Annotated in this window: 21 protein-coding genes, 1 tRNA gene and 1 other annotated feature; of the genes, 6 read left to right on the forward strand and 16 right to left on the reverse strand. The window is 64.7% G+C overall.

The features are described 5' to 3' along the window. Window positions 1-55: 55 nt before the first annotated feature. The 5 genes from NMB41_RS18320 to NMB41_RS18340 all read right to left on the reverse strand — a co-directional run bounded on the left by NMB41_RS18320 (window position 56) and on the right by NMB41_RS18340 (window position 7,055). Entirely contained in the window at window positions 56-1,861 is a 1,806-nt protein-coding gene (locus tag NMB41_RS18320; protein WP_494379232.1) for a glycoside hydrolase family 2 protein, read from the reverse strand. Beyond that, a complete protein-coding gene (gene galK / locus NMB41_RS18325) occupies window positions 1,848-2,945 on the reverse strand; it encodes a galactokinase (protein WP_494379233.1) in 1,098 nt (365 codons plus the stop codon). Before galK ends, NMB41_RS18320 begins: the two co-directional genes overlap by 14 nt. Continuing rightward, a complete protein-coding gene (locus NMB41_RS18330) occupies window positions 2,945-4,033 on the reverse strand; it encodes a M24 family metallopeptidase (protein WP_494379234.1) in 1,089 nt (362 codons plus the stop codon). The genes galK and NMB41_RS18330 overlap by 1 nt, the downstream gene beginning before the upstream one ends. Continuing rightward, window positions 4,030-5,088 (reverse strand): galactose-1-phosphate uridylyltransferase, encoded by a 1,059-nt coding sequence (galT, locus tag NMB41_RS18335; protein ID WP_494379235.1) that lies wholly within the window; start codon window positions 5,086-5,088, stop codon window positions 4,030-4,032. The genes NMB41_RS18330 and galT overlap by 4 nt, the downstream gene beginning before the upstream one ends. 449 nt (window positions 5,089-5,537) lie before the next feature. Next, window positions 5,538-7,055 carry a dipeptidase gene (locus NMB41_RS18340; RefSeq protein WP_494379236.1) on the reverse strand — a complete coding sequence of 506 codons (1,518 nt, stop codon included), beginning with the start codon at window positions 7,053-7,055 and terminating at the stop codon, window positions 5,538-5,540. 112 nt (window positions 7,056-7,167) lie between these two features. On the opposite strand from NMB41_RS18340, the gene NMB41_RS18345 reads away from it, so the two are divergent. Both NMB41_RS18345 and NMB41_RS18350 read left to right on the forward strand, forming a co-directional pair. After that, window positions 7,168-8,043, forward strand: coding sequence for a pirin family protein (locus NMB41_RS18345; protein WP_494379237.1), 876 nt, complete (start codon window positions 7,168-7,170; stop codon window positions 8,041-8,043). A 79-nt stretch (window positions 8,044-8,122) separates the two neighbouring features. Further along, window positions 8,123-9,154 carry an asparaginase gene (locus NMB41_RS18350; protein WP_494379238.1) on the forward strand — a complete coding sequence of 344 codons (1,032 nt, stop codon included), beginning with the start codon at window positions 8,123-8,125 and terminating at the stop codon, window positions 9,152-9,154. 1 nt (window position 9,155) lies between these two features. Here the strand turns inward: NMB41_RS18350 and NMB41_RS18355 are convergent, their stop codons facing one another. Beyond that, window positions 9,156-10,016: a hypothetical protein gene (locus NMB41_RS18355; protein WP_494379239.1), complete on the reverse strand. Its 861-nt coding sequence runs from the start codon at window positions 10,014-10,016 to the stop codon at window positions 9,156-9,158. A gap of 199 nt (window positions 10,017-10,215) precedes the next feature. Between NMB41_RS18355 and NMB41_RS18360 the strand changes: the two genes are divergently transcribed. After that, window positions 10,216-11,001 carry a uracil-DNA glycosylase family protein gene (locus NMB41_RS18360; RefSeq protein WP_494379240.1) on the forward strand — a complete coding sequence of 262 codons (786 nt, stop codon included), beginning with the start codon at window positions 10,216-10,218 and terminating at the stop codon, window positions 10,999-11,001. A 2-nt stretch (window positions 11,002-11,003) separates the two neighbouring features. On the opposite strand, the gene NMB41_RS18365 is transcribed toward NMB41_RS18360, so the two are convergent. Together NMB41_RS18365 and NMB41_RS18370 are read right to left on the reverse strand one after the other, a co-directional pair. Next, window positions 11,004-13,664 carry a hybrid sensor histidine kinase/response regulator gene (locus tag NMB41_RS18365; RefSeq protein ID WP_494379241.1) on the reverse strand — a complete coding sequence of 887 codons (2,661 nt, stop codon included), beginning with the start codon at window positions 13,662-13,664 and terminating at the stop codon, window positions 11,004-11,006. A gap of 176 nt (window positions 13,665-13,840) precedes the next feature. Next, window positions 13,841-14,920: an aldose epimerase family protein gene (locus tag NMB41_RS18370; RefSeq protein WP_494379242.1), complete on the reverse strand. Its 1,080-nt coding sequence runs from the start codon at window positions 14,918-14,920 to the stop codon at window positions 13,841-13,843. A gap of 105 nt (window positions 14,921-15,025) precedes the next feature. On the opposite strand from NMB41_RS18370, the gene NMB41_RS18375 reads away from it, so the two are divergent. Beyond that, the gene (locus NMB41_RS18375) at window positions 15,026-16,912 is read left to right on the forward strand and encodes a PAS domain S-box protein (RefSeq protein WP_494379243.1); all 1,887 of its coding nucleotides are present in this window, start codon (window positions 15,026-15,028) and stop codon (window positions 16,910-16,912) included. 117 nt (window positions 16,913-17,029) lie between these two features. Here NMB41_RS18375 and NMB41_RS18380 read toward each other — a convergent pair whose 3' ends face one another. The 4 genes from NMB41_RS18380 to NMB41_RS18395 form a co-directional block, all read right to left on the reverse strand. Beyond that, entirely contained in the window at window positions 17,030-18,418 is a 1,389-nt protein-coding gene (locus NMB41_RS18380; protein WP_494379244.1) for an HD-GYP domain-containing protein, read from the reverse strand. Window positions 18,419-18,509: 91 nt separating this feature from the next. Next, window positions 18,510-19,412 (reverse strand): DMT family transporter, encoded by a 903-nt coding sequence (locus NMB41_RS18385; protein WP_494382869.1) that lies wholly within the window; start codon window positions 19,410-19,412, stop codon window positions 18,510-18,512. A gap of 223 nt (window positions 19,413-19,635) precedes the next feature. Further along, complete coding sequence (locus NMB41_RS18390) at window positions 19,636-20,217, reverse strand: PEP-CTERM sorting domain-containing protein (RefSeq protein WP_494379245.1); 582 nt, start codon at window positions 20,215-20,217, stop codon at window positions 19,636-19,638. A gap of 18 nt (window positions 20,218-20,235) precedes the next feature. Further along, on the reverse strand, window positions 20,236-21,738 hold the full coding sequence (locus NMB41_RS18395) for a PhoX family protein (protein ID WP_494379246.1): 1,503 nt from the start codon (window positions 21,736-21,738) through the stop codon (window positions 20,236-20,238). Window positions 21,739-21,990: 252 nt separating this feature from the next. Between NMB41_RS18395 and NMB41_RS18400 the strand changes: the two genes are divergently transcribed. After that, window positions 21,991-22,081, forward strand: a tRNA-Ser gene (locus tag NMB41_RS18400). Window positions 22,082-22,549: 468 nt separating this feature from the next. On the opposite strand, the gene NMB41_RS18405 is transcribed toward NMB41_RS18400, so the two are convergent. The 4 genes from NMB41_RS18405 to NMB41_RS18420 form a co-directional block, all read right to left on the reverse strand. Continuing rightward, window positions 22,550-23,772, reverse strand: a protein-coding gene (locus tag NMB41_RS18405; RefSeq protein WP_494379247.1) for an IS3 family transposase whose coding sequence is annotated in 2 segments (ribosomal slippage) — window positions 22,550-23,484 and window positions 23,484-23,772 — 1,224 coding nt in all. Because the reading frame shifts where the segments join, the coding sequence is not laid out codon by codon here. Then, window positions 23,378-23,494 (reverse strand) — a sequence feature (AL1L pseudoknot). (Overlaps the previous gene by 117 nt.) Before the next feature lie 28 nt (window positions 23,773-23,800). Next, window positions 23,801-24,388 (reverse strand): hypothetical protein, encoded by a 588-nt coding sequence (locus NMB41_RS18410; protein ID WP_494379248.1) that lies wholly within the window; start codon window positions 24,386-24,388, stop codon window positions 23,801-23,803. A gap of 137 nt (window positions 24,389-24,525) precedes the next feature. Then, window positions 24,526-24,729, reverse strand: coding sequence for a hypothetical protein (locus tag NMB41_RS18415; RefSeq protein WP_494379249.1), 204 nt, complete (start codon window positions 24,727-24,729; stop codon window positions 24,526-24,528). 7 nt (window positions 24,730-24,736) lie between these two features. After that, a protein-coding gene (locus NMB41_RS18420; protein WP_494379250.1) for an IS3 family transposase occupies window positions 24,737-25,887 on the reverse strand; the annotation gives its coding sequence in 2 pieces (ribosomal slippage) (window positions 24,737-25,647 and window positions 25,647-25,887; 1,152 coding nt in all). Window positions 25,888-25,986: 99 nt separating this feature from the next. Between NMB41_RS18420 and NMB41_RS18425 the strand changes: the two genes are divergently transcribed. Beyond that, window positions 25,987-26,397 (forward strand): hypothetical protein, encoded by a 411-nt coding sequence (locus NMB41_RS18425; RefSeq protein ID WP_494379251.1) that lies wholly within the window; start codon window positions 25,987-25,989, stop codon window positions 26,395-26,397. Window positions 26,398-26,475: the final 78 nt, after the last annotated feature.

Genomic DNA, 26,475 nt, shown 5'->3' on the forward strand with positions numbered 1-26,475 from the left:
TAGCGCATCGCGGGCGCCGGTGGGCGCCCGCGATGCAATTTTTTCCGACTGCAGCTCAGGACGGATCGAGGTCCACGCCGCCCCCGGCTTTCACCGGGTTCAGCTGCGCATTGCGCGTCGCGGCCGAAATCACTTCGAGCGGCAGCTTGGGCGTGCGGTCTGCATTGAGCAAACCATTCGCTTCCTGGAAGGTATCGGCGAACTGCGTGTAACAGAAGCCCGAGAACATGAAGGTCTCGTTGACCACCTTCAGCAGCCCGCGGTAGAGGTTATGGAAACCGTCGGCCGTGGTCGAGCGCGAATAGCCCCAGGTGCCCTCTTCCGGCGTGCCGCGGGTGTCGAAGGCGATGCCGCCGAATTCCGTCAGCACGATCGGCTGGCCGCGGTGCGGGAAGCCGTCCAGCGTCAGGATGCGGCCGCCCGGACGGCGTTGATCGAACAGGGTGCGTACCGGGTCGCTCACTTCATAGCGTCCCTTGACCTTTTCCGGATCGCAGTCGTAATCGTGGATGCCGAGGATGTCGGTGGCCGAGGCTTCCCAGCCATCGTTGCCGATCACCGGGCGCGTCGCATCGAGCGTGCGCGTCAGGTGGTACAGCGCCTCGACGGCATTGCGATGTGCCTGCGTCAGCGTCAGGTTCGGCACGCCCCAGGATTCGTTGAACGCGACCCAGACGATGATGCAAGGGTGGCTGTAATCGCGGTCGATCGCCTCGGTCCACTCGCGCACCATGCGCGTGATCGCCTTCGGGCTGAAGCGATAGGCCGAGGGCATCTCTTCCCATACCAGCAAGCCCAGTTTATCGGCCCAGTACAGGTAGCGCGGGTCTTCGATCTTCTGGTGCTTGCGGACGCCGTTGAAGCCCATCGCCTTGGCCAGTTCCACGTCGCGCCGCAGGTGCTCGTCGGACGGGCCGGTGAGGAAGGATTCCGGCCAGTAGCCCTGGTCGAGCACCAGGCGCAGCTGGTATGGCCTTCCATTCAACATCAATCGGTCGCGGTTGATCGCGAACGAGCGCAGCGCCGTATAGGACCGGATGCGGTCGACCACGCGGTCGCCGCAGCGCAGCGTCACCTCGGCGTCGAGCAGGGTCGGGCGTTCCGGGCTCCACAGCAATTCATTGCGCGAGTCATCGATGCCCGGGTCGGACAGCGCGATCTTGCGGTTTGCTTCGCCGCCCAGCAGCTTGTAATGGTCGTCGGCCAGCAGGTGTTCGCCATGCCAGATTTTGACCTCTATAAACATGTCGTCGCGGATCTCGCCGCCGGCGAAGACTTCGCAGCCGATTTCGAAGGTCTCGAAGATCGGCGTCCACTTCAGCTTGGCGATGAAGGTCTTTTCGACCTGCTCGACCCAGACGGTCTGCCAGATGCCGGTGGTGCGCGGGTACCAGATCGAATGCGGTTCGAGCAGCCAGTCCTGCTTGCCGCGCGGCTTGGCCAGGTCGGCCGGATCGTCCTCGACGAAGACGGTGACGGTTTGCTTGCCGTCGGCATTCATGGCCGTCGTGATGTCAGCCGAGAACGGCGTGTGGCCGCCCTCGTGCTCGGCCACCAGCTGGCCATTGACCCAGACCCGCGCGAAATAGTCGACCGCGCCGAAGTGCAGGATGGTACGGCCATCGGTCGGCATCACGGTAAACTCGCGCTCGTACCAGCAGAAGCGGTGGAAACCGGTGTCGCCGATGCCCGACATCTTGGTTTCGGGCGCGAACGGCACCTCGATTTCGTGGGTCCAGCCGGGCAGTTCGCCCGGCAGCTTGCAGGCCATCTCGTCGTCGAAACAGAAGCGCCACTTGCCGTTGAGGTTAATCCAGTTGTCGCGTACCAGTTGGGGACGTGGGTATTCAAACTGACTCATTGTGATCCTTTCGTTCAGCCGGGACCGGGATCAGGAGGCTGCCCTGACGTCCGTTCCTGTTGTATTCGTTGAGGGCGGCTTCGGCCGCCCGTTGCGCATGACCCGTCTTGCACAGCGCCACGCAGGCGCCGCCAAAGCCGGCGCCGGTCAGGCGCGCGCCGACCACGCCCTCCTGGGCGCGCAGCAGCTCGCACAGTTCGTCGAGCTCGGGGATCGACACTTCGTAATCGTCGCGCAGGCTGACATGCGATGCGTTCATCAGTTCGCCGAAGCGCTCGGCCGACACGCCGGCCGCCGCTTCCAGCACGCGCAGGTTTTCCTGCACCACGTGGCGCGCACGGCGGCGCAGCGGTTCGGGCAGGCTTTCCACCGCTTGCGGGTCGGCGACGTCGCGCAGGGCCGTTACGCCGAGCTTGCGCGAGGCTTCCTCGCATTCGGCGCGCCGTTCGTTGTACTTGCTGCCGGCCAGTTTGCGCGCAATGCCCGAATCGATCACGATGATCTCGACGCCTTGCGGCAGAGGCGCGAGCCGGTGTTCCAGCGTGCGCGCATCGATGAACAGCATGTGCGATTCGTCGGCCAGGCTCGAGGCCATCTGGTCCATGATGCCGCAGTTGACGCGTGCGTATTCGATCTCGGCGCGCTGGGCGATGCGCGCCAGCTTGACGTCATCGAGCTCGAAACCGAGCAGCTGGCGTAGCGCGCGCAGCGTCGCCACTTCCAGTGCGGCGCTCGAGGACAAACCGGAACCGACCGGCACGTCCGTCGAGACCCAGACCCGCAGCGGCGGCACGACCACGCCTTCGGCTTCGACCAGGCGGATGCAGCCTTCGATATAGCTGCCGAAGCCGGACGGCGCGCTGGCGTCGGGTGCGAACGTGACGTTCGCGTCGAGCGTGCTCGAATAAAAATGGAAGTGGCCGTCGTTGCTGGCGGCAAGCGCCACCGTCGTGCGCTGGGGCGTGGCCACCGGCAGCATGTAGCCGTCGTTATAGTCCGTATGTTCGCCCAGCAGGTTCACGCGTCCGGGTGCGGATGCGTTGACCTCGGGCGAACCGCCGAAGAAGGATTCGGTCGTCACCATCAGTTAGTCTCCAGCCAGAGGGGACGCTGGCGGCCATGCACGGTTACGGCGGGCCACTGCGGATCCAGGGTCAGGTTGTCCAGTCCCTGCGGCCCGAGGAGGAAGGTGTCTTCGATCTTCAGGCCTGCAAAGCTGGGGTTGAATGCGAAGGCCATGCCCTCTTCCAGTTCGGTCGCGGTGCTGGCGGTGGCGACGATCTCGCGCGCCAGGTAGCCGGTGATGCCGCCCTGGTGGTGTTCGTTGATCGCCTGCTGGCGGTCGGCATGGTTGTAGGCCGCGGCAAAGGCGTGGTACACGGCCGACAGCGATTTGCCGGGCATGACAGTGGCCAGGCCAGTGGCCTCGACTTCCATCAGCGCCTGCTGGTCCTGCGGTGCCGGGCCAAAGCTCACGAAGCGGGTCAGGTTCGCATACAGGCCATGCCGCCGCGCGCAGAACACCAGCATCGCGCGCGATCCGATCGGTTCATGCGAGGGCGTCGGATGGCGGTAGGCCGGCAAGCGCCGTTCGCCGGCGGCCAGCAGCAGGGCCGGATGGATGCCGCGCCGCCACAGCGCCGCGGCGCCGGCACCGGCCAGCTCGTACTCGGTCCAGTCGGGACGCGCGGCGCGCATGGTTTCGCTCATCGCTTCGGCAGCCTGGCGTCCCAGCAGGCGGTAGCGCTCCTGCTCGGACCCGGTCAGCACCAGGCGCCGCTGGCGCAAGGCGTTCGGCAGCGGCTGCTCGTTGCCGTGCGGGCGGTCCGACAGCACCAGCCCATCGCCGGCCACGCCCAGTACATAGCGTGCGCGCAGTTCGACCTGTGCCCAGGGCGTGACGTGGAAGGTGAAGCCCGTGGGCACCTCTTCCTCGCGCAGGCGCGCCGCTTCGATCTCGTCGGTCAGGATGACGGCTTCGTCGCGCGTCACCAGCACTTCGGCCACGCCCAGCTCCGCCGTGTGCAGCACCGCGCTCGAGCCGCCGGCCGTGGCCCAGGCAAACCAGTCGATGCCGCGCAGGCAGATCGCCGCCGCGCCCGTCGCCTCGAGGAATTCGCGCAGCAATCCCAGCTTGGCCGCCACCTCGGCGGCGCGCGTCGTATCGTTCATGCGCCCTCCAGCGAAACGCTGACCGCCTGCAGTTCGGCCGCCGTATTCTCGGGCAGCACGTCCATCGCGAACATGCCGGCGCCAAGCTCGGTGCCGGCCAGGTATTTCAGGCGGTCGCGCGAACGGTAAGGCGGATAGAACTGCGCGTGCAGCTGGGTTTCAGGATGCGCCATGCCGTCGGTCGGCGCCTGGTACCAGGCCATCAGGTAAGGGAAAGGCCGGTTCCACATGGTCTCGTACTTGAGCAGCACGGTCTTCAGGCAGCGTGCCAGGCTGGCGCGCTGCACTTCGGACAGCGATGCGAAATCCTGGCAGGGCGCGGTGGGCAGCACCCAGACCTCGTAGGGATAGCGCGCGCAGGCCGGAACGAAAGCGATCGCATGCTCGTCCTGGAACAGCACGCGGCGCCCATCGGCCGCTTCGTTCTTGGCCATGTCGCACAGCAGGTTGCTGCCATGCTGCAGGAAATACTCGCTCTCCTGGGCCAGCATGCGCGCCGGCACCTGCGGCACGAAGGGATAGGCATAGATCTGGCCGTGCGGATGGTGCAGCGTCACGCCCACTTCGGCGCCGCGGTTTTCAAAAGGCAGCACGTATTCGATCTGCGGATTGGCACCGATGCGGCGCGTGCGTTCGCCCCAGACCTGCAGCAACAGTTCGATGCGCGAGAGCGGCAAATGCACCAGCGCCGTGGTCGGGTCCTGGGTGAACACCACTACCTCGCAGTGGCCGTTGGCGGGCGCCGTCGGCACCGTCAGGTGCGGCGGATCGTGCGATTCGAGGGCCAGCGAAGGGAAACGGTTATCGAACACGGCGATTTCGTAGTCGCCCTGCGGCAGCTCGGTCGGGTTCGCTGGGTCGCGGGTCACCGCCAGCGGGTTGTACTCGGGCGGCGGCAGGAAGGTGCGGTTCTGGCGGAACCCGGCATAGGTCACCCATTCGCCGCGCAGCGGATGCCAGCGCAGGTGGGGATTGGCATTCATCGGGTCAGGGAACGGGCTGGGCGCAACGATTCCATCGGCGTTGGGGATGGGCCGGTTGCTGTACAGGGTCATGCTTCGTCCGTCGGGCTTCGTCAGTTCTTTACTGTGCATGGCATCGCTTTATGTCGGCAGATCACAGGCAAAATACGTGCGGCGCAGGCGATCACGACCCTGCGTACGCGGCTAGGGAGTGATCCTAACATGGCGTTTACGCCACATTTTCCGCACAGAATGTATGTTTTTTCCAACAGTTAATGACTCAGCGGCCCTGCCGGGGCGGGTATTCACTTGCGGGATGCGCCCCTCCTATGAAAACGCCATCCGGGGCCTATCCCAGCCGGGTGTCCACGAGGCTCTTGTAGGCCCAGACCTACAAAACTAGTAGAAGTATTTACGGGGTTTGGCAAGACAAACACTGACAAGCCCAACCGGAGCGTCGCCAGGGAAAGCGGCCCCCTGCGGGCCCTTGTGGTAGCAAAAGAAACCCGGCGCAGGACGCGCCGGTGTCAGGCGACGAATGCTTATTTCGCCAGCTCGGCCAGCACGGCAGTGTACATCTGCAGGTTCAGCAATAACTGTTTCAGCGTGATGAACTCGTGCTCGGAGTGGCCCGTGTAGACCTTGCCCGGCATGCCAGGGCCAAAGCTGACCGCATTCGGGAACAGGCGCGAGTTGGTGCCGCCGCCGATCGCCACGGGCTTGGGGTCCTTCATGCCGGTGAAATAGGAAAACACGTTCATCAGGATCGGCAGTTGCGGCGCGTCCTTGCGCAACCAGGGCTCGCTCGTCCTCACCGTGATGTTCGCCAGCGCCAGGTTGCGGCCCTGCCATTCGGCCAGCGCGGCATTGACTTCGTTTGTCAGCTGCTCGATGCTCTTGCCTTGCGGGCGGCGCAGGTTGAGCGACACCTCGATGCCCTCTTCCTTCTGGCGGATCACGGTCGGCGCCACCGTCATCCGGCCCATGAAGCTGTCGCGGTAAGCGATGCCGCCGAATTTTTCACCATACAGGCCCGTTCCCACCATCTGGTTCAGGTAGTTGACGGCTGCGCCGGCGGTCGTGTTCGGCCAGGGCTGCACCGCCAGCGCATCGGCCAGCATCGCCACCGCGTTGACACCGTCTTCGGGTTTCGACGAGTGCGCCGAGACGCCGCGCGCCCGCACCTCGAGGTCCGCCCCCTTGCGCGCAAAATCGTAGCGCATGCCTTCCTGCCCGGCGCCGCGGGCGCGCACCTGGGCCTCGATGGCGGCGCTCGCGTTGGCGATCGTCGCGTTGGCGTCTTCCGGAATCTGGCTGCCGAAGAAGCCGCCGCCAAAGGCGGCAATGTGCGCTTCGCCCACCGGCACCGCCACCGCGTTCGCCTTCGTGAAGGTGACGGCGATCGTGCCCGAGGCCTTCTCGGCCACCACCGCCGGATACTCGGCGTCGAGCGTGATGTTCATCTGCGGCGGCTCGTGGGTTTTCAGGAAGTCGACCAGCGGCTGCCAGTTCGATTCCTCGCCCATGTACACATACAGTTCGATCCGTTTCGACAGCGGCAGCTGCTGGTCCTTGAGCGCCTTCATCGCGTACAGGGCGGTGGCGATCGGGCCCTTGTCGTCCTCGGCGCCGCGCGCCAGCAGCTTGCCCGGCTCGCTCGTCTGGTCGAGCACGAAGGGCGACTTCTTCCACTTGCTCGGGTCGACCGGCTGGACGTCGCCGTGGGTGACGATGCCGACCCGCTCTTCGCCCTTGCCCAGGCCGATGACGACCACCCAGCCATGGTCGGCGAAGTCGAAACCGAGACGGGTTGTCTCAGTTTTCAGGTAATTCTTGAATGCGATGTGCTGCGGATCCTGGTCCGACGGGATCTTCGGGTCGGCCACGGTATTGAAGCTGACTAGGCCGGCGAGCGTTTTCACAACATCGGTGCGGTAGGTCGTGACGGCATATTTGGCGGCCTTCACGGCGGCCGGACTGGGCACGGCCGGCTGGGCGGCGTCGGCCCCGCCGTGCACGGCGAGGGCCAGCATCAGGCTGGCGAGGATGGTGCGTTTCATGGTCTCGACTGTCTCCATTGCATAAGCGCAACGAGTCTAGCACAGAGGCGTTCGACTCAATCCGCGGCATTCCGGTATCGTTACAGCCAACCACAAGACCAACGAGGAACGCATGAGCACGACTATGAGCGACAAACTGGTGCGCCGCATCCACCCGGCACTGCGCGACGATATCGGCGACCTGATCACCCAACGCCCTGTTCCCAGCGCGCACCTGGACCAGGTCGATCCCTTCCTGTTCCTGAACCACCACGGCCCGCAAACCTATCCGCCGCACAACCGCGGCCTGCCTTTCGGCCCGCATCCTCACCGCGGCTTCGAGACCGTCACCTTCATCCTCGAGGGCATGCTGACGCACAAGGACAGCGCCGGCCACGAGAGCATCATCCGCGCCGGCGGCGTGCAGTGGATGACGGCCGGCAGCGGCCTGATTCACGCCGAAATCTCGCCGCGCGAATTCCTCGACACCGGCGGCCCGCTCGAAATCCTGCAGCTGTGGGTCAACCTGCCGCCGCACCTGAAAATGACGCAGCCGGCCTACACCGGGCTGCAGAAAGAAGACATCCCGGCGCTGTCGCTTGATGACGGCCGCGTCACGCTGCACCTGACGGCGGGCGAATGGGAAGGTACACAGGGACCGGTAAAGTCGCTGACCGGTGTCTTCATGAGCACCATCGAATTCAAGGCCGGCGGACGCCTGCGCGTGCGCGATCTCGCGCAGCGCAACGTCTTCCTGTACGTCGTGCGCGGCGCGCTGCAGGCCGGCGTGGCGGACGACCGCATCAGCGCCTTCCACCTGGTCGAACTGGGCCACGAAGGCGACGAGGTCGAGATGACGGCGCTCGAGGACAGCGTCGTCCTGTTCGGCCACGCCGAGCCGATCGGTGCGCCGGTGGTCTCGCACGGCCCCTTCGTGATGAACTCGCGCGCCGAGATCGAGCAGGCGATCCGCGACTACCAGGCCGGCAAATTCGGCGCACCGATGTAATGACAGGGGCCAGACGTGGCGACATCCTCGCCACGTCTCGATTAGAGTAGCCGGATCGACTACCTCACGAGATCCGCGCATGCACGCTGTCCCTGCCGTTCCCCTCGCCGCCACCACGCGCGGCTACCCTGCCACCGGCTACACGGTCGAAAACGTCCACGCCGGTTCGATCGCCGTCGTCGATGCCGAGGGCCGCTTGCTGGCCTGGGCCGGCGACCCGCAGTACCAGACCTTCACGCGCTCGGCCCTGAAACCTTTCCAGGCCCTGCCCTTCTTGCTCTCGAACGGACCCGAAAAATTCGGCCTGGCGCAGGACGAGCTTGCGCTGCTGTGCGCCAGCCATTCGGGCGAAGAAAAGCACCTGGCCGGCGTGCGCGCAATCCTCGGCAAGATCGGCCTGGACGCCGGCCAGCTCGAATGCGGCTGCGGTGCGCCCCTGTACTACGAAACGAATAACCTGCCCGTGCCGCAGGACCAGGCCTGGACGCCGCTGCACCACAACTGCTCCGGCAAACACAGCGGTTTTCTCGCCTGGTGCCGCCAGCATGGCGCGCCCACCGCCGGCTATGTCGAACCGGATCACCCGCTGCAGCGCGCCATCCGCGCGGCGCTGGCCGACGCCGTGAACCTGCCCGAATCCGCGCTGCCTTCCGGCATCGACGGCTGCTCGGCGCCGAATTATGCGCTGCCACTGGCCAGTCTCGCCCACCTGTACGCGCGCCTGGCGCAAGGAAGCAGCGACCCGCGCCTGGGCAATGCGCTCGGACCGCTGTTCGATGCCATGACGGGGCGGCCCGACATGGTCTCGGGCACCGAGCGCAGCGACCTGGTGTTGATGACGGCGGGCGGCGGCGACTGGGTCGCCAAGATCGGCGCCGACGCGGTGCAGGCGATCGGCATCCGCTCGAAGGGCATCGGCATCGCCATCAAGGTCGCCGACGGGAACAACCGCGCTCTGCACACGATTACCTATAACGTGCTCGATCAGCTGGGGCTGCTCGACGAGGGCAGGCGCGCGGTGCTGGAGCGCTTCCGCCAGCCGCTGATCAGGAATGCGCGCGGGATGGTGGCGGGGGATATTCGGTCGCTATTTACGCTGCAGTACGCTTGATCTAACTCACCAGCCGCCTGAGCATCCCCGCCAGCGGCTCGAGCACGTCCTTGTCCGTCCAGTAGCTGTTATGTGACAGCGGATTCCAGCTCTTGAGCATCCACCCCACCGCGCCCTGCCCCGCATTCATGACGCGGTCCTCGACCAGGGTGCGGTAGCCGTTCGACAGCGACTGCAGCGGCCAGCCGAGCACGTCGTCCGGGTCGTACAGGTTCAGCCAGTGAAACAAGGGCGTCGGCGGCGCGATCGGCTTGATGTGCATTTCCTTGTGGGCGGCAACGAAAATCGGGATGTTGCAGCCGGTCGTCACCAGGGCGCTGCAGGTGCCGGCGGCCAGGAACTGCTTTTCGCGCTCGCTGAGCAGGCGTCCCAGCGCCGGGCGCGACCAGGCGTCGATGTCGCGCCAGATGCCGGCGTCGACGCGTCCTCCGCCAAGCGCCTTCTGCGCATCGTAGATATAGCTCGACAAGACCTGGCAGCCCAGCGAATGCGCGAGGAAGACAACCGGCATCCCGGGATTGGCGGCGTGGGCAGCGAGCAGTGCGCGGGCGATCTGGCCTTGCGCCAGTTCGTAGACCGAGCCGGAATCTTCCTTGCGGTTCTCGAGGCCGGCGGCGTCGGCAAAGCCGAACAGCATGAACTTGCGCAGCTCGTCGTAATGGACCTTGCTGCCGCTGTCGACCCGCTCCCAGACCGTCTGCTCGTTCTTCTGCAGGATGTCCTGGTAATACACGGAAAAGAAGGCGGCGCGCTCGCGCAGCGCCGGACCGAGCCGGGTGCGCATTTCGCCGAACACGCCGGCCGCGTAGTCGCGCGGCGTCTCGCCCATTCCGTGAACCGTGATCAATGCGACCTGGGCCATGATGTTCTCCCTGGAGTGTAAGAAACGGCCTCATCAATGAAGCAAATTCCTAGCTCCAGCTTACCACCAGCGGCAAGCTCACGGCTGACGTCACACGAACGACACCGGCATTTCACATTTATGCTTTACCGAATTTGTTATAGGAACTATAATTTTCTAAAACATAACTGCATTTGTTCAATTATATGTGCACCTGCCCGTGACGCCGCTCCTGTTTCCCGCCTATGTGGACGCGATCCGCACGCTCGACCTGGCAGCGATCGCCTCGCCAGCCGCCTTGCCCGAGCGCTTCCTGCTGGCCCGCGACGGCCGGCTGAGCGTGCATTACATCCCCTTCGAACACGTCAACACGCAGGCCCGGGTCGTCGTCGTCGGCATCGCCCCTGGCTTTGCGCAATGGAAGAATGCGATGGCCGAGGCCCAGCGCCAGATGGCGGCCGGCGCCAATCAAGCCGAGCTGCTGCGCGCGGCGCGCCTGGCAGGTTCTTTCAGCGGCGCGATCCGGCCCAATTTCGTCGCCCTGCTCGACGCCATCGGCGTGCAGCGCTGGCTCGGCATCGCCAGTTGCGCCTCGCTGTTCGACGCCGACGCCCACCTGGTGCAGATCAGCGCGATCCTGCGCCATCCGGTCTTCGTCGACGGCAGGAACTACAGCGGCACGCCGGGCATGGCGAAGCTGCCCTTCCTGCGCGAACAGGTGCTGCGCTACTTCGCGCATGAAGCGGCCCAGCTGCCGGACGCGCTCTACATCCCGATGGGCGGCAGCGTCGCCGAGGGCCTCGACTGGCTGGCGCGCGAGGGCGTGATCCGGCGCGACCGCATCCTGCACGGTCTGCCCCATCCGTCCGGTGCGAACGCCGAACGGGTCGCCTACTTCCTCGGCCGCAAGGAGCGCACGACGCTGTCCTCGCGCACGAATGCGCGCCAGATCGATGCCGCCAGATCCACGCTCCTGGCCCAGATGGCAGCCCTCGGAGAAGTATAAGTTCAGGCCTTGCTGGCAGCGGCCTGTAGCAGGCGCACCAGCGCCGCGATGTCCAGCGGCTTGACCAGGTGGTGTGCAAACCCGGCTTCGCGTGCCCGCGCACGGTCGCGCTCCTGGCCGTAGCCGGTGGCGGCGATGAGCACCGCGTCGCGCGTTTGGGGCTGCGCGCGCAGCAGGGTGGCCAGCTGGTAGCCATCCATGTCGGGCAAACCGATATCGACCACCATCGCGTCCGGCGCCTCGCGCAGGGCGCGCCGCAGCGCGCTGCGTCCCGAGTACTCGATCATTACCGTATGCCCCTGGGCCTTGAGCAGCATGGCCAGGCTGTCGGCCGCGTCGGCGTTGTCGTCGACGACGATCACGCGCAGCGGACGGAAGGCCTGGGCGCCCGCAGCTCCGCCAGCTGGCGCCGCATCTGCCTCCGCCGCGCACGGCAAGTCGATCGTGAACACGCTGCCCAGCCCGACGCCGTCGCTGTGGGCGCTGACCTCGCCCCCATGCAGTTCGACCAGCTTTTTCACCAGTGCCAGGCCCAGCCCGAGTCCGCCCTGCGAGCGCGCCAGCGTGCGTGCGCCTTGCGTGAACAGCTCGAACACGCTCGGCAGCAGATCGGGCGGCATGCCCGAGCCGTTGTCGCGCACTTGCAGCCGCGCGCGCCCATGGTGCAGGGCAACCGAGACGCGGATGGTGCCGGCCGGCGGCGTGTACTTGGCCGCGTTGTTGAGGATGTTGGCCACGGCCTGGATCAGGCGCGTGGCGTCGCCACGCACCAGGGCCGGGCACTGCGGCAGGTCGAGCTCGACCCGGTGCGATTTTTCTTCGATCAGCGGCTGCGCCTGGTCGAGGGCGCTGCGCACGACGTCGCACAGGTCGACCTCGTCCACCTGCAGCGTCACCAGCCCGCGCGTCACGCGCGAGACGTCGAGCAGGTCGTCGATCAGGCGGCTCATGTGCTTGACCTGGCGCGCGATGATGGCGCTTGCCTGGCGCACGCGCGGCTCGTCGCGAAACTGCATGCCCAGCAGGGCCGACGAGCTGCTGATCGGCGCCAGCGGGTTGCGCAGCTCGTGCGCCAGCATCGCCAGGAACTCGTCCTTCATGCGCGACAGGCGCTCGGCCTCGACCCGCGCCGCGCGCTCGCTTTGCAGCAGGGCGTCGCGTTCGAGCGCAGACTTGCGCGCTGCCTCGTAGAGGCGCGCATTGTCCAGCGCCACCGCGGCCTGCGCCGCCACGCCGGCGACGATGCGCTCGGTGCGTTCGTTGAACACGGCCGGCGCAGGGTGGCCGAAGAACAGGCCGCCCAGCACCGCCCCCGAACGCGACACCACCGGCACCGCCAGGTAGCTGCGCACCTCTTCGCCCCCTTCCGGCATGCCGAAGGGCCGCGCCTGGCCATAGCGCGGATCGTGCGTGACGTCGTCGCTGCGCACGGAGACCTGCCCCTGGAAGATGGTGTCCAGCGCGGCCGCCGCGCCGGCCGGATGGCCGAAGGCCTCCCGCGGCGCGCCCGACACCGTGAAGCGCAGCGCACTCTCGCCGCGCGCATCCTGGGCGGTATAGAAAAAGGCGCCGAAGCGCGCGCCGCTCAACTGGGTGCCGGCATCGGTGACGGCCCGCAGCAGCATCTCGCCGCCCTGCGTCGAGGCCAGCGCCTGGCCGGTGCGGTTCAGCACTTCCAGGATGCGCGTCTCGTCGCGCAGGGTTTCCTCGACGCGGGCGCGGCGCACCGCCTCGCGCGTCTGGCGCGCCACGTCTTCGGCCAGCGCCACCTCGCGCACACTCCAGTCGCGCGGCGCCGCCTCGATCAGGTAGAAGATGGCCGCCAGACGGCCCGCTTCGATGATCGGCACCACGATCATCGCGCGCGCCTCGATCTCCCCGAACCCGCTTGCATGCGATGCCGCCAGCGGATCGCCGGCGACGTCGTCGATCTGCAGCACCTGCCCCAGGCGCAGGCGTTCGATCAGCGCCGGGCCGAAGCAGTCGAGCGCGCGCGTCTGGCAGGCCAGGCTGGCGGTCCTGCCGTCGGACCAGTCGCGCCCGATGCGCACCGTGTGCCCGGCCGGATCGATCTCGCCATAGCCCGCGCGTCCCACCGCCAGGTGGCGCCCGAGCAGGCTGCTGGCCGCTTCCATCACGTCCACCGGGTCGAGCAGTTCACGCAGGGTCGCACCCAACTTGAGCTGGAAGCGGTGCTGCTGTTCGGCCAGCACGCGCGCCGTGGTGTCGGTCAGCACGCACACCACGCCGGTTACCTCGCCCTGCTCGCGCAGGGGCGAGGCCGACAGCGTGACATAGCGCCGCAGTGCCCGCCCCGCCTGCACGACCTCCAGCGCCAGGTCCTCGACCAGCGCGGCCTGGCCCGCCAGGCTGGCCTCGAGCACCGGCATCACGCCGGCCCAGCTGTCCGTGAACGCATGCGGCAGGGGCTGCCCGAGGAAGGCCGGATGGCGTTCGCCCAGGAGGGCGATGCAGGCATCGTTATAGACCAGGCGCAGCTCCGGACCCCAGGCTGCGAACATCGGAAAGCGCGCCCCGAGCATCAGGTCGACCGTGACCCGCATGCCGTCCGGCCAGGGCCTGTTGCCGCCTGCGGCAGGTACCGCGGCGCGCAGCAGCGCCCGTACGCCGACACGGTCGGCATCGCGGGGGCTGGCGCGCATCGATCGATTCATTGTAGGAATAATCCCGTGGGCGGCGGTAGGAATTTTCCGATTATAGCGGCCGCAGCCGCGCGGAACACGCCTTCGGCAGGCTGGCGTGTCCGGGTCATGCAGGGGGGATGAAACCGATGCGCCGCGCATGGAAAACGTGGCGGCTTCGACTCAGTCAGGCGTTTTTAATCGGTTGAAAAGCGAAAGCGCGATTCGGTCGCATACACCTCGCCCGGACGCAGGATCGTGTTCGGAAATGCGCTCTGGTTGGGCGAATCCGGGAAGTGCTGCGGCTCCAGGCAAAAGCCGCTGCGGTGGGCGTAGGCCTTGCCCTTGCCTGCGAGCGAACCGTCGAGGAAGTTCCCGCTGTAGAACTGCACGCCCGGCTCCTGCGTGAACAGTTCGAGCACGCGTCCCGACACCGGATCGCGCACGCGCGCCGCGCGCGACAGCACGCCGGGCGCGGGCTTGTTCAGGACGAAGCAGTGGTCGTAGCCGCCGCCGTTGCGCAGCTGTTCGTCCGCCTCGCCGATGCGCGCGCCGATCGTGGCGGGGGTGCGGAAGTCGAACGGCGTGCCGGCCACCGGCGCCAGGCTGCCGGTCGGGATCGAATCGGCATCGATGGGGACAAACTTGTCCGCTTCGATCGTCACCTCGTGGCCGAGGATGTCGCCGCCGCCGGCCAGGTTGAAATAGCTGTGCTGGGTCAGGTTGACGGGCGTGGCGCGGTCGGTCACGGCCTCGAAGCGCACGACGATTTCGTTATCGTCGTTCAGGGAATAACGCACCGTCGCATCGAGCGTGCCGGGGTAGCCCTGCTCGCCATCGACGCTGCGGTAGGCCAGCACCAGTTCCCCATTCTCGACACGCGCGCGCCACAGCACGCGATCGAAACCGGGCGCGCCGCCGTGCAGGTGGTTCTTGCCGTTGTTGACCGGCAGCTGATGCTGCTCGCCGTCGAGCGTGAAGCGCCCACCTGCGATGCGGTTGCCGTAGCGGCCGATCAGGGCACCAAAGTACGGGCTGTCGCCGCGATAGGGTTCCAACGTGTCGAAGCCAAGCGCCACGTCCTGGAATACGCCGGCGCGGTCGGGCACGTGGATTTCGGTGATGATGCCGCCAAAGTCGAGAATCCTGACGGTCATCCCGGCGCGGTTGGCCAGTGTGAAGATGCTGACCTGGCTGCCGTCGGGAAGCTGGGCGTAGGGGGCTTGTTCGATTACGCAATGCACCTGGTCGTATCCTTGCTTGTCTGTGGTTGGCACGATCCTAGCACGGTCAAAAGTAATGTGGCCACGGCGATCTGCTACAGTCACGCTGACCGCCACCATGCAAGGCGGGTAGCACCTTGCACGTTTGGACAGGAACCCATGTCAGCAGCCAGCCATCCGCCCGACGAACTCGAACGCCAGCAGTTGCTCAAGGCGCTCAACCTGCTCGATACCGAGGACGAGGAGGTCTTCGACCGCGTCACCCGGCTCGTGAGCCGCCTGTTGAAGGTCCCGATCGTCCTGTTCTCGCTGGTGGACGAGAACCGCCAGTGGTTCAAGTCGCGCGTCGGCCTGGATGCGCAGGAAACGCCGCGCGAATTCGCCTTCTGCGCCCACGCGCTGCTGCAGGACCAGCCACTGGTCGTGGCCGATGCCACCAGCGACGCGCGCTTTGCCGACAACCCGCTCGTCACGGGCGCCCCGAACATCCGTTTCTATGCCGGCGTGCCAATCCGCACCACGGGCGGCCTGGCGATCGGCACCCTGTGCGCAATCGACGAGCAGGTCCGCGTACTCAGCGCCGACGAGCTCTGCATCATGATCGACCTGGCCGACATCGTGCAAAAGGAAGTGCAGTACCGCGAACGGCTGGCCGTCGCCGGCCGCCTCATGCAGCGCTCGGAGGCGGTGCTCGGCGCCAGCGAAGCGCGCTTTCGCTCGATCTTCGACCTGGCCGGCACCGGCATCGCGCTGGTCGCGCCGAGCGGCAGCTGCATCAGCGTGAACGATTCCCTGTGCAGGACGCTCGGCTATTCGTCAGCCGAACTGCAGCGCCTGACCTTCCAGGACGTGACCCATCCCGCCGACATCGATCTCGACCTCGACCTGCTGCGTCAACTGCGCGCCGGCGAGATCGGCCAGTACCAGCTGGAGAAGCGCTACATCCGCAAGAATGGCAGCATCGTCTGGGTCAACCTGAACGTCAGCAAGAAGGAGAACGAGGCGGGCGAGATCGAATACCTGATTTTGATGATCCAGGACATCAGCGCCCAGAAGGAAGCGGAGAACGCCCTCTCGGCGCTGCGCGCCGATCTCGAAACGCGCGTGGCCGAACGCACCGTCGAGCTGCACGAGCGCGAACTGGAACTGCGCAGCGTGATCGAAAACGCGAACGACGCCTACATCGGCCTGGACCAGGACGGGGTCGTCACCGTCTGGAACCGCGCGGCCGAGCAGACCTTCGGCTACAGCGCCCCGGAGGCGATCGGCACGCCGCTCGAGCGCCTGATCATCCCCGAGGACATGGCCGACGCCCACCGCGGCGGCATGCTGCGCTATGTGACGACCGGGGTCTCGACCGTGCTGGGCAAGCGCCTGGAACTGCCGGCGGTGCGCAAGGACGGCTCCTCGCTGATCGTCGAAGTGCGCATGAGCGTGCTCGAGCGGCATGGCCAGAAGACGTTCTCGGCCTTCCTGCACGATATTTCGGAGCGCAAGGAAGACGAGGCGCGGCGCGAATACGAGAGCCGGCACGACGTACTGACGGGCCTCTTGAACCGGCGCGCCCTGCTCGAGACGCTGCCGATCGCCCAGTTGCGCGCGGCGCGCAACGGCAAGAGCATGGCCCTGCTGTTCATCGACCTGGACGGGTTCAAAGCCGTCAACGACGATTTCGGCCACGACGCCGGCGACACGGTATTGCGCGCGGTGGCGGCGCGCCTGCTGGAGGTGGTGCGCAAGACCGACAGCGTGTTCCGCCTGGCCGGCGACGAATTCACCGTGCTGCTCGAGGCGATGAGCGATACCCTCATGGACGCGCGCCAGGTGGCGCACAAGATCATCGCCGAACTGGGGTTGCCGGTGGCGATCGACGGCAGCTTCGCCAGCGTGGGCGCGAGCATCGGCATGGCCGTGTTCAAGCCGGACGCCAGCACCGGCCCGGAAGAATTGATCAAGGAAGCGGACCGCCAGATGTATGCGGCCAAGCGCGCCGGCAAGGGGCAGGTGTTTCCGCTGCCCGACGATGCGGCCGATCCGAGTATCTGACGCATCGTAGGGTGGGCACTCCGTGCCCACGCGTTACGTGCGCATGCTTTCACCTGCGGCACCGCCACGTGGATACGAGACGTGCGTACCGCGTGGGCACAGAGTGCCCACCCTACCTTAGGCGGCTGGCGCCAGTGCCGCCAGAGGCACGCGTTCGATCGCGCGCTTGAGCGCATCGAAGCAGCGCGCGTCGATCGCCGTGCCGACCGTTTTTTCCATCATCTCGAGCGCCTGCGGCACGGGAATCGCGCCGCGGTAGGGCCGCTCGGCGGTGATGGCGTCGAAGATGTCGGCGGTGGTGATGATGCGCGTTTCGATGTCGATCTGGTCGCCCGACAGGCCGCGCGGATAGCCGCCGCCGTCCAGGCGTTCATGGTGGGCGCCGGCGATGCGGCCCAGTTCCGCAAAGGCTGAAATGCGGCCCAGGATGGTCTCGGTGTAGGCGGCGTGCGCGCGCACCGCGGCCCATTCGTCGCGGTCGAGCGCGCCGGCTTTATCGAGCACGCTGTTGCTCACGCCGAGTTTACCGACGTCGTGCAGCAGCGCGCCGCGCTTGAGCCAGCGGCGCCGCTCGGCGGACAGGCCCAGTTCTTCGGCGATCATGTCGGTGTAGAGCGCGACGCGGCTGCTGTGGCCACTGGTGTAGGGGCTTTTCGAGTCGACCACCTGGCCAAAAGCGGCGGCGATGTCGTCGAGGTAGTCGTCGTCGAGCGGGATCGTGTGTTCGGCCGGCTCCATCGCGAATACCGTCTGGTCGATCTCTTTCGAGACCAGCATGTTCCAGAAGGCCTCGTTCTTGGCCACGCGCTCGAAGGCCGCGACCAGGCGCGGATCGAACCAGCTGCCGCTGCGTGCACGCGCTTCCTTCAGCGCCGCCGCGCGCCCGCCTTCGGCATGGAACACGTCGATCACCTGCGCCAGCAGCGCGATGCGCGAATACACGGGAATGGCTTCGCCCGCCAGCTGGGCCGGCTTGCCTTTGCCGTTGAAGTGCTCGTCGAGGCTGTAGATGCCGGCCGCAACCCGTTCCGGGAAACGCAGCAGGCGCGCGATGTCGGCGCCGCGCGAGCAGCGCGTAACGATCATCTCCTGGGCGATTGCAGGCCCGTCGCGCAGGATCGTCATCACGCTACGGAAGCGCTCGGCCAGCCCTGCTTTCAGGCCGGTGTGCTTGAGCACGAAGCCGAGCACCTGCGGCAGGCTGTCGCCGACCGTCTTGAAGCCGCGCTTGAAATCGAGGTCGTCGGTCAGGTACAGCTCGCAGATGCGCGCGGCATTGCTGCTGCAGCCGAGGTCTTTCAGGAGCAAGGTGTAATACAGCTCCCACAGCTGCTCCTGACTCATGCCCGCGTCGCGCCCGATGTGCATGCCGATCCAGCAGACCCGCACGCAGTGCCCGTCCGGCTGACCCTCGGTGATGTCGAGTGCGTAGCTAAGCGATCCGATCAGCTCGGACAATTTCATGTCCGTCGGTTGGGTCGAGGCGTTCTGCGGTAATCGGTCCATGGCTCGAAAGATTGCCTGATTGAAAGAACTAATTGTACGCGGCAAGATGACGCCGTGCGCGTCACCCGCATCGAAACGAACTGTTCTGTCGTCAGGCTACCACGCCCTGCTGCCGCGGCGTCGCGTGCAGGCGTACCGACCAGGTCACGCCCAGCACCAGCAGGACGATTGCGACCAGTTCCAGGGGGCGCGGCCCCTGCCCGCGCCAGGCGAAACCGTAGAGCATGGCCGACACCGTCTCGAACAGGATCAGCTGGCCCGTGAGGGTCACCGGCAGGCGCCGGCTGGCGATATTCCACAGCTGGTTGCCGATCACCGAAGCGCCCAGGGCCAGCATGCCGTTGTACACCCAGAACAGCAGCCAGTCGCGTCCCGGCGCGGGGCTTTCGGTAACGCCGGCTTGCGCCAGCAGCATGGCCGCCGCACCGATCGGCAGGGCCACCAGGCCGCTCGCCAGGCCATAGAGCGACGACCACTGGCCGCCGCTGAATTGGGGATTGCGTTTCAGGTAGCGCGCATTGTCGAGCGCGTACCAGGTCCAGCAGGCCAGCGCGCCAAAGGCGCAGGCCAGGCCCAGCACGGTCGAGGACATGGGCGCCCCGCCTGCCTGGGCGTGGCTGAAGGCATCGATATTGATGCAGGCGATCGCCACGCCGATGATGAGCAAGGGCGCGGCCAGGCGCCTGAGCGGCACGGCGCCATGGTCGCGCCGGCCCAGCAGGGTGACGGCGACCGGGATCAGGCCGATGATGAGGGAAGTCGGCGCCACGCCGGCCAGCTTCACGCCCAGCGCGAGCAGCATGTAATAGACCAGGTTGCCGGACAGGGCCTGGCGCAGCAGGGCCAGGTAGTCACTCGGCGCGAGACGCGGCAGCAGGCGGCGCAGGCCCGGCAGCATCAGCCCGAGGGAGATCGCGCCATACGCGGTGTAGCGCCCGACGGCCAGCTCGACCGGGGAAAAATTCGGCAACAGTTCGGGGACGATGAACACCATGCCCCACAAGGCGCCGGCCAGCACGCCGCACAATACTCCAGTCAACACAATCGCTTCCCATCGCCAGATGCGGCGCCCTTGGGCCTGCCGCGAAACCACGATTGTGCCAGAGCCGCTCCCGGGCCGTGCACCGGGCCCGGGCTTCGGCGCTGCGCTTTCGCTCTAAAACGAAGCGCCGCCCAACCGGCCGGGAGGCCGGCGCGGCGGCGCCTTTGCTCTTTTGTCAGCCTTGGCGGCGCCGGCGCGCCGCCATCAGCCCGGCCATGCACAGGGCCGGCAGCAGCAATGCCAGGCTCGACGGCTCGGGAACCTCGGCGCTGATGGCAAAGGTGTCGCCGACGGCCAAGCCGCGGGTGTCGAGGAACCAGTCGGTCTTGTCGTTGAACGCCAGCGGGTTCCCGAAGTGGAATTCGGCCCACTCCGGCGAGGCGAACGTGATGCCGGCGTAATCCGAACTGGTCGTGACCCCGCCCAGCGTGCCGAAGGTGGGAGTCACGCTGCCGACGGCGAGGAAGGAAATCCCGGTCAGGTTGACGTGGAAGCCCTTGAGCGCCATGCCGCTCAGGTTGCGTACGATGGCATTCAGGGTCAGTGGACCGGCCAGGTCTTGCGCCTCGATTTCGAAGCGCAGCGTCGTTGGGCTCAGTTGCGCCAGGTCGAGGTCGAACGAGACCGCACCAGGAGCGCTGTAGTCGGTCACCGTATTGGCGGCTGGGCCGGTGGTGTTGAGCAGGAGCGCGGCATTGGCCGGGCCGCAGAAGGACAGTGCAGCGGCGAGCGCGGCGGTAAATTTAACGAGTTGCATGATTTTTCCCTTTGATGGTTACAGCGGACCCTTGGCCCATGGGCCGGCGATGGCGAAGGTGATGCCGGGCGTCTGGATGTTGACGAACAGGTAGCGCCCGGTCGGATCGAAACAGGCGCCGGCGAACTCGTTGCCGCGGTGGTCGCCCGCCAGGCCCGCCTGCTTGCCGGCGCCCTGCAGCTGGGCCGCGTCCAGGTTGATGTTGTTCTTGGCGAAGATATAGGCATCGCCCTGCCCCGTGATGCCCATCAGGCGCTGGCCGAAGCCGAAGGGGTCGGTGGCGGCGGTGGAAGCGTCCTCGCAGATCAGGATCGCGTTGCGCGGGCTCACCGTCAGGTTGTCGCCCATATTGCCGACCAGCTGGCTCGGGCTCGAGTAGATGCAGGTGAGCACCTGGGTTGCCAGGTCGAGTTCCCAGATCGCCCCGCGCGACACGGCGCCGCCGGCCGTATCCATCACATACATTTTGCCCTGCGCATACCAGATGCCCTCGCCCCGGTTCATGCGCAGCGCGCCCAGCTGCCAGCCCTGCACGAAAGGACCTGCCGCATTCGTGATGGCGACGCCGGTCTGGCCGACGGCATTGCCGCGGTTCGCATCCGGATCGGCGACCGGCACCCATTCGAGCTCGTAGCGCGCGTTCAGCGGCGCCGTGCCCAGGTTCACGTTCGGCATGCCCTTGACCTTCGCCATTTGCAGCACGCCGCCCATGGCGAGCGAACCGGGCGCACCGTTCTTGATGTCCGGCACATAGCGATAGAAGCCGGACTTGCCCGAGCTGTCTTCGGTCTCGTAGACGTTGCCGGTAGCCGGATCGACCGCCGCCGCCTCGTGCGCGAAGCGCCCCATGCCGATGATCGGCAACCCGGTCGTGCGCGCCGGATCGGCATTCACTTCGAACACATAGCCGTGCTTGCGGCCGGAGGCGCTGACGGCATCCGAGCCGACTTCCTCGCAGGTAAGCCAGGTCCCCCAGGGCGTGATGCCGCCAGCGCAGTTGGTTTGCGTGCCGCCCAGGCTCGGCGTCATGCTGAGCCAGTTCCCGTCGCGAAAGACCAGGTTGGTGGTGCCGCCGCCGAACTTGTTGCCGGTCGTCGTGGTGCTGGTGCCGTTGTCGTAGACGCCGGGCGCATTGATGAAATTTCCCGCCGAAGTGGCGCCGATTTCGTGATTGCGCACCAACACCAGCTCGCTGCTGCGCCCCACCTTGCGCGCAACGACGACACCCATGCCGTCATGCCCGCCCGGGCAAGGCATCCCATTGGCCATCGTATCGCCGCGCCAGCCGAAGCTTTTATAGGTAAAGCCGGGCGGCAGCTGCAGCAGCGGCAAGCCAGTCGTCATGTCGGCCACGGGGCGGATCGCGCCGTAGGGGCTGTCGACCAGCGCGGTAGCGCCATTCGCAGCGCGTGACTGCTGCGACTGCAGCGCGATGAACGCGCCCACGAAGGGCAAAGCCGAGACGCCGGCGACGCCCTTGAGCAAATTGCGCCGTGACGGCGAGAGGTTCTGGTAGGTCATGCTGGGCATTCTCCGAGTAGGTTCGATCGTGCCGGTGTTCTGCCGGCATGGACTGTTTGCTGAATCCGGTTACAGCCCTGCTGCGCAGCGGGGATGCATGCATTACAACAAACAAAAATGTCCGGTCGATGACAGCAAAATGACAAGCTTGAAATTTTGCTGGCTGGAGAGCTGGGGGAAGAGGCGGGAATGTGCTTGAACTGACGAGAATTGTTGCTATAATAGGCGGCTTCGCGAAAGCGAGGCATTGCAGGAGAGATGGATGAGTGGTTTAAGTCGCACGCCTGGAAAGCGTGTGTAGGTTCATAGCCTACCGGGGGTTCGAATCCCCCTCTCTCCGCCAAGATTTCAGCTTAGACGTAAACCCTTGATTTCAAAGGAAATATCGTCCCGTCAAAGAACCAAGTTGGAGTGCTGACTTGGAGTACCCCTAGTCTCCGATTCCAAACATCATTGATCGTTTTCGGTCGTGCTGAAGCCATCCCTGCCATCCCCTTGGCGAACTTTTTCTTGAACCAGTTGCAGTCGAATAAGCGTCGACTCCCCGCATTCAACACACGCAATTGGCAACGCATCAGGAAAGCGAAGTTTCTCCACAACTTTCGTTTGGATAAGATTCGTATTCGAACATGCTTTACAAACTACTGGAATCAACCTTCGTACGTACGTGATTTGATCGTCTTCACGACTGACCGTATACGTGTCGTCACACAACGGATTGAAACAGTTGATGACTTGTCCAGCCTTGAGCAAGTCAGCGTTACGCCGTACCTGAATCGCCCCGGGTTTCGTGGAGGCCGGTTGGTGTGAGTCAGGCCGCAACGGCTTGACTGCTCAGTTGCTTGTAATAGTTTGCCTCAGCTTCCGCTGGCGGTATATAGCCGAGCGGTTCCAGCAGTCGATGATGATTGAACCAGGACACCCATTCCAGCGTGGCCAGTTCGACGGCCTCACGCGTTTTCCAGGGAGCGCGGCGGTGGATCAGTTCAGCCTTGTAAAGCCCATTGATGGTCTCGGCCAGTGCATTGTCGTAACTGTCGCCCTTGCTGCCAACAGACGGCTCAATGCCGGCTTCTGACAGTCGCTCGCTGTACTTTATCGATACGTATTGCGAGCCCCTGTCGCTATGATGGACCAGCTCGTTCCGTTCGGGCTGACGAGCGTACAGCGCCTGCTCCAGTGCATCGAGCACGAAGTCAGTCCGCATCGAGCTGCTGACGCGCCAGCCGACAATGCGCCGAGCGAAAACGTCGATCACGAAGGCGACATAGACGAAACCCTGCCAGGTCGAGACGTAGGTGAAATCGCTGACCCACAGTTGGTTTGGTCGCTGGGCCTTGAACTGTCGATTAACGCGGTCGAGCGGGCATGGGGCCTTTGCATCGGCAACCGTCGTGCGTACCACCTTGCCGCGCATGACGCCGCGCAGCCCGGCCTTGCGCATCAGGCGCTCCACGGTGCAGCGGGCCACCTCCGTTCCCTCACGCCTGAGCTGGCGCCAAACCTTGTCAGCTCCGTAGACCTGCAGGTTCGCCTGCCACACCCGCTCGATGTCGCCGCTCAGCACGTCGTCGCGTTGGGCGCGGGCACAGCGCAGTGCCGGGTTGCGTTGCTGCGCAGCGTGACGCCAATAGCCCGACGGCGCGACCTGCATCACCTTGCAGATCGGCTCGACACCGTAGGCATGGCGGTACCGGTCGATGAAAGCCCTCACGGCTTGAAGTGGCGGCCGAGCTCCGCCTGGGCGAAAAACGCACTCGCCAAGCGAAGGATCTCGTTTGCCTTGCGCAGCTCGCGCACTTCTCGCTCAAGCGCCTTGACGCGCTCATCTTCGGCGGTAGTAGCTCCGGGACGCTGGCCGGTATCACGCTCCTGCTGGCGTACCCAACGGCGCAGCGTCTCCGGTGTGCAGCCGATCTTGGCAGCGATCGACGTGATTGCGGCCCACTGCGAGTGGTACTGGCTGCCGGCTTCGCTGACCATGCGCACGGCGCGCTCGATGACTTCGGGGGAATACTTGGGTTGCTTTTTCATAGCTCCATTCTCTCAAACAATGGAGCCTCTACAAAACCCGGGGCGATTCAACCAGTGTTCCGCATCCAAGACATTCAAAGCTGTTTCCCGGTCCTATTGACCCCATGATCAGGGTTTCCGCTTCGAAAGTTTTGAACAACTTCACCGCTTCTGCCAATTTTCCTTTGATGGCATCCGGCCTGCCATACATTGATAGCGGTTGCTTTTCCTCTGGGAGGCTGATGTGAAGGGCAACCTTGGATAACGCTTGCCAGAGGCTGTGAACCTTGTTGATGTTGAAGCCAATCTGCTGCCCCACTTTGACGTATTCAAACTTTTCGTAGTCGGCTTGGGTCTTCGGTTCTTTGCCCTCTTGGACGGACTCTGTTGATATGCTTAAGGTCAGTCCAGTGGCGATGTTCTCATTTGCTTCTTCAGCAATCTGTTTGACCACTTGTGCCGGAGTCCATTTCTTCAAATCCGCACGGGCAATGTAGTTATGTGAGCTCAGTAGCCTGTCATAACAGATTTGTTCGATGGTTAGGCGGCATTCCAGCGCGGCATATGTCAGAGACTGTGTACTGCCGTTTGCCATCAGTTCTTCGACCAGTGCAATTCGTTTCTTAATATCAATCATTTGGGATGGCTTTCTGTAAAGCAACAGCCTCGACGGTCAGACCAAGCCGGCACCGGTAGTTAAATTTGACTCAGATTAAACACTTGACTACCTGAGGCTTTTTGACGCCCTCAAGGTTGCCTGAGGGCGCACATCCGTTAGAACTCGTCAGACACCTCAGGCTCATCGAAGTGGTAGTCCTCGGGATCAATCCCGTGCATCCTCAGGAAGTGGTCAGTAAGATTGCTGTTGTACTTCCTTACAGCCTCCCAGAACAACTCAGGCTTCCGTTTGAACTCCCCACCAAACGTGTCACTGAGCGTCTGGGCGACCTCTGCGACCCGCTTGTTATGAATCGCCACGAGTTTCCTAGACACTCGCGAGCCGCTTGAAATACTGCTTTTCATACTCGACCGGCGACAAGTCATTGCTGAAGCTGTGCCGGCGCTTTGGATTGTAAAACATCTCGATGTAATCGAAGACATCCTGCTTTGCTTCTTCCCGGGTGCCGTAGGTCTTGCGTCGGATTCGTTCCCGTTTTAGGAGCTGGAAGAAGCTCTCGGCCACGGCGTTATCGTGGCAGTTCCCACGCCGGCTCATGCTCTGCTGCAGGTTATGCTCGTCCAGAAAGTCGCGCCAGTCGTAGCTGCTGAATTGGCTGCCCTGATCGGAATGCACCATCACTGTATTCTTGGGTTGCCGGCGCCAGACGGCCATCAGGAGCGCATTCATCGCCAGCTCGCGATCGATGCGTGAACTCATCGACCAGCCAATCACCTGGCGCGAGAACAGGTCCAGTACAACAGCCAAATAAAGCCAGCCTTCGTAAGTGCGAATGTACGTGATGTCCGTCACCCATACCCGGTTCGGTTCCTGCACGTCGAATTGGCGCTGTAGATGATTAGGCGCCACCAGCGAAGGAGCACCGCCGCGTTTGTATTTGCGCTTGGCGTAGCCGGTTTGTGAACGAATCCCGGCCGACCTCATGAGTCGGTGGACACGATTGACGCCGCATTGTTCACCGAGCTCGCGCAGATCGTCGCTGACTTTGCGGTAGCCGTACACGCTGCCGCTTTCCAGCCAGGACTCCTTGATGGGAACCAGGAGGCGCTTGTCTTCCTTGGCTCGTTTGCTTTCAGGGTTAAGGCGCCAGGCATAGAAACCGCTCGGATGCACCTCAAGCACTTTGCACAGCCGGCGCACGGGGAATTGGTCCTGTAACTGAGCAATTAAGGTGTACCTTACCCGGACGTCTTGGCAAAGTACACCGCGGCCTTTTTCAATATGTCACGCTCCTCCGTGACGCGCTTGAGCTCGGCCTTCAGGCGCCGCATCTCGTCTGACTGAGCATCGACAGCCTTGCGCTCCGTCTCGGGCACGCCGTAGCGCTTTGTCCAGGCGTACAGGCTATGGATGCTGATCCCGAGCCGGGACGCTACGTCGCTCGCCGGGTGACCGCCCTGCGCCACCTGCTTGACCGCTGCAATCTTGAATTCTTCTGTGTACCGCTTACCGCTCATATCTTCTCCTTGTGCCCGATATTATGGCTCAGGAGTGTCTACGATAGTCGTGGCGATTCAGGCATCAACTGGGTATTCCTCCCGGCCGGCATCCGCCTTTTGGCAACCCTGCTGTTTGGATTCGCCGGTTTCGTAGGCCTGCTCCTGGCAAGCATCTACCTCAACTTCCAGCATTTCGTCTTCGAAAACAACGTGCGTGCCGTAACCGGCGCAGTCGCCGCAGCCGGTGGACCGTACCTGGCCTATCTTTTTGCAAAACACTGGTTCGACCTCGGCCCACGCCTTAGAAATCTCACCGCCCAGCGGCTCATGTTCACCGGCCTGTTATGCGGCCTGATGAGCCCTGTGTTCCACCATGCGTTCACGTGGGTTCATACCGGACTGGTCGACTGGACTGCGCTTATCGCCATGATCACCGGCGATATAGTCGGCATTCTCATCGTGCTGAGTATCGCGAAGGGTTTGATCAAGCTTGCTGATCCTCGCGATGTGGATTCCCATCTTTATTAGAAAAGCGGGTTCCCGTCTCTGGCCTTATGGCGCACTGCTTGTTACTGCCCGCAACTGGCCGAGTAAGAATTTTTCAGT

The sequence above is a fragment of the Massilia sp. FBCC-B171 genome, from assembly GCF_059134155.1.

What these genes read in the sequence shown, in the direction of transcription:
- NMB41_RS18320 (WP_494379232.1), bottom strand. Translation starts at nt 1,861, where the DNA reads ATGAGTCAGTTTGAATACCCACGTCCCCAACTGGTACGCGACAACTGG.
- galK (WP_494379233.1), bottom strand. Translation starts at nt 2,945, where the DNA reads ATGGTGACGACCGAATCCTTCTTCGGCGGTTCGCCCGAGGTCAACGCA.
- NMB41_RS18330 (WP_494379234.1), bottom strand. Translation starts at nt 4,033, where the DNA reads ATGAACGATACGACGCGCGCCGCCGAGGTGGCGGCCAAGCTGGGATTG.
- galT (WP_494379235.1), bottom strand. Translation starts at nt 5,088, where the DNA reads ATGACCCTGTACAGCAACCGGCCCATCCCCAACGCCGATGGAATCGTT.
- NMB41_RS18340 (WP_494379236.1), bottom strand. Translation starts at nt 7,055, where the DNA reads ATGAAACGCACCATCCTCGCCAGCCTGATGCTGGCCCTCGCCGTGCAC.
- NMB41_RS18345 (WP_494379237.1), top strand. Translation starts at nt 7,168, where the DNA reads ATGAGCACGACTATGAGCGACAAACTGGTGCGCCGCATCCACCCGGCA.
- NMB41_RS18350 (WP_494379238.1), top strand. Translation starts at nt 8,123, where the DNA reads ATGCACGCTGTCCCTGCCGTTCCCCTCGCCGCCACCACGCGCGGCTAC.
- NMB41_RS18355 (WP_494379239.1), bottom strand. Translation starts at nt 10,016, where the DNA reads ATGGCCCAGGTCGCATTGATCACGGTTCACGGAATGGGCGAGACGCCG.
- NMB41_RS18365 (WP_494379241.1), bottom strand. Translation starts at nt 13,664, where the DNA reads ATGCGCGCCAGCCCCCGCGATGCCGACCGTGTCGGCGTACGGGCGCTG.
- NMB41_RS18375 (WP_494379243.1), top strand. Translation starts at nt 15,026, where the DNA reads ATGTCAGCAGCCAGCCATCCGCCCGACGAACTCGAACGCCAGCAGTTG.
- NMB41_RS18380 (WP_494379244.1), bottom strand. Translation starts at nt 18,418, where the DNA reads ATGGACCGATTACCGCAGAACGCCTCGACCCAACCGACGGACATGAAA.
- NMB41_RS18385 (WP_494382869.1), bottom strand. Translation starts at nt 19,412, where the DNA reads ATGGTGTTCATCGTCCCCGAACTGTTGCCGAATTTTTCCCCGGTCGAG.
- NMB41_RS18390 (WP_494379245.1), bottom strand. Translation starts at nt 20,217, where the DNA reads ATGCAACTCGTTAAATTTACCGCCGCGCTCGCCGCTGCACTGTCCTTC.
- NMB41_RS18395 (WP_494379246.1), bottom strand. Translation starts at nt 21,738, where the DNA reads ATGACCTACCAGAACCTCTCGCCGTCACGGCGCAATTTGCTCAAGGGC.
- NMB41_RS18410 (WP_494379248.1), bottom strand. Translation starts at nt 24,388, where the DNA reads ATGATTGATATTAAGAAACGAATTGCACTGGTCGAAGAACTGATGGCA.